This is a genomic window from Ectobacillus sp. (assembly GCF_056992975.1).
The window spans coordinates 1-2,000 of record NZ_JBXKMX010000270.1 but is presented as its reverse complement, the minus strand read 5'-3'; the positions used below and the strand labels follow the sequence as shown (position 1 = coordinate 2,000).

The following is a 2,000-nucleotide window of genomic DNA, read 5'->3' as shown; positions in this document are numbered from 1 at the left end:
TCCCATAGTTCCAATCCCAGTTTCGATAGCGTTCTTCCGATAGCTTATGTATAGCAGACCAATCTTCTTCTGTAAGCTCATAGGTTGGCACTTCTTTACCATCAAAAATCGATTGCAGTAACAATTGTTTGAATTGTTCAACTGTTAGTTCACGATCCATTAATTCACGAATATTGGCTACTCGTTGGCGGATGGATTTAATTCCTTTGGACTGAATTTTATCCATTTTCACATTAAGAGCTCCTACTACATCCTCCATATGAGAATCAAACAAAAGGGTACCATGGCTAAACATTCTTCCTCTTGTGGAGAACTGCGCATTTCCTGATATTTTACGTCCATCAGCTAAAATGTCGTTACGACCACTTAATTCCGCATGCACGCCAAGAATACGAAGAGCCTCAATTACTGGTTCTGTGAACTTCTTAAAGTTATGAAAACTTTCTCCATCATCTTTCGTAATAAAACTAAAGTTTAAATTTCCAAGGTCATGATAGACAGCCCCTCCGCCCGATAAACGACGGACGACATGAATGCCATGATCCTTTACGTAATCTGCATTAATTTCTTCAGCTGTGTTTTGATTTTTACCAATAATAATAGAAGGTTCGTTAATATAAAACAGCAAGTACGTTTCGTCTATATCTAGATTCTTCAAGCAATACTCTTCGATTGCTAAATTAATGGTCGGGTCTGTAATTCCTTTATTGTCTATAAAACGCATTCCTTCACCTCATTTATTCCAAGTATATCCGCCGTATGCTAACACGATAGGACCATCAAATATTTGGCTCGCTTCTTTTACTAAATCAGATGGGTCTCCAACATGAGGAAGATGTGTAAGAAGTAACGTGTGAATACCTGCTTTCTTTGCAATCATACCTGCTTCTGTACTATTTAAATGACCTGCTTTACTTCCATCTTGGTTCGCATACATATTGCATTCACAAATAAAGAGCTGTGCGCCACTTGTAAATGGAATGAGCTCAGAGAAATAGCTCGTATCTGCGGTATAAACTACTGTATCCTCTCCTGCTTCGATACGCATCGCATAACAAGGTGCAGGATGGACTGTTCTTCTAAATGTAATCGAAAAAGGTCCAATTTGCAATGATTCTGCTGGGTTGTATGCAATCCCTTTCGTATACACCTCATGTGTTAACGATTGAAATCCTTTTTCATCCATTGTATGTCCATAAATAGGCAACTCCTTCAGTGCGTTACCTGTTACAGATTGAATTAGACGGGCGTATTGCAATACTCCGATATCCGCCACATGATCATGGTGATAATGAGACAGAAGTACTGCATCTACATCCTTAACATCTATATATGATTGTAATTGGGATATGACACCACTTCCACAATCAATTAACAACCGAAATCCTTCATGTTCAAATAAATAGCCGGATGTCGCACCGCCTGCTTCTGGATATCCGCCCCAAAACCCTACCACTGTTACTTTCATTCGTCGTCATCCTTTCTATTAACAGTTTTCTCATATCCCCTTAACTATAATCGATTTTGATGTAAGTTTCACTTTTTCTTCACATTTGTTATAAAACAGTTGTTGACTTAATTCTTTTGTACTACTACAATAGGTGATACAGACAAAGAAAAATAAAAAAATAGTTAATGAATAGACCAAACAACGGAAGGGAAGAAACCAATCATGCTACAAAGTCCAATGGAATTTTTCAGAACGTTACCTGCGAAAAAATGTGCAGAGTGTGGAAAAGAAATTAACGAGCAAGCAGAAGCATACCATAACCATTGCGAAGAATGTAATCATAAGGAAGCTTAATGCGTTTCTCTATCTCACATACTTTTAGGAAATCGCATTTGTTTTAAATATATGAAGCTCCCTGTATATGGAGCTTTTTTCTGTACCATTATCTGTACTAATCTAATTAGTAATGAATAAATTCTAACCAAACATATAAACCAACTAATGTAAGAAACAGAGTTGGGATTGTAAGTATGATACCTACTTTACTATA

The 2,000-nt window shown here is 37.0% G+C and carries 4 protein-coding genes; 1 reads left to right on the top strand and 3 read right to left on the bottom strand.

The window, feature by feature from the left end; genetic code table 11:
• On the bottom strand, window positions 1–724 hold a 724-nt coding region (lplA, locus tag AC11ZT_RS12430; RefSeq protein WP_484059900.1), incomplete at its 3' end, for a lipoate--protein ligase.
• Between the two features lie 9 nt (window positions 725–733).
• A complete protein-coding gene (locus AC11ZT_RS12425) occupies window positions 734–1,468 on the bottom strand; it encodes an MBL fold metallo-hydrolase (RefSeq protein WP_484059899.1) in 735 nt (244 codons plus the stop codon).
• A gap of 204 nt (window positions 1,469–1,672) precedes the next feature.
• Between AC11ZT_RS12425 and yhfH the strand changes: the two genes are divergently transcribed.
• Window positions 1,673–1,804, top strand: coding sequence for a protein YhfH (yhfH, locus tag AC11ZT_RS12420; protein ID WP_484059898.1), 132 nt, complete (start codon window positions 1,673–1,675; stop codon window positions 1,802–1,804).
• 106 nt (window positions 1,805–1,910) lie between these two features.
• Here yhfH and AC11ZT_RS12415 read toward each other — a convergent pair.
• A partial coding sequence (locus tag AC11ZT_RS12415) for an ArsB/NhaD family transporter (protein WP_484058710.1) occupies window positions 1,911–2,000 on the bottom strand: 90 nt, incomplete at its 5' end.

Bases quoted from the DNA above. Each gene is read 5' to 3' on its own strand.
- yhfH (WP_484059898.1), top strand. From the start codon at position 1,673: ATGCTACAAAGTCCAATGGAATTTTTCAGAACGTTACCTGCGAAAAAA.
- AC11ZT_RS12425 (WP_484059899.1), bottom strand. From the start codon at position 1,468: ATGAAAGTAACAGTGGTAGGGTTTTGGGGCGGATATCCAGAAGCAGGC.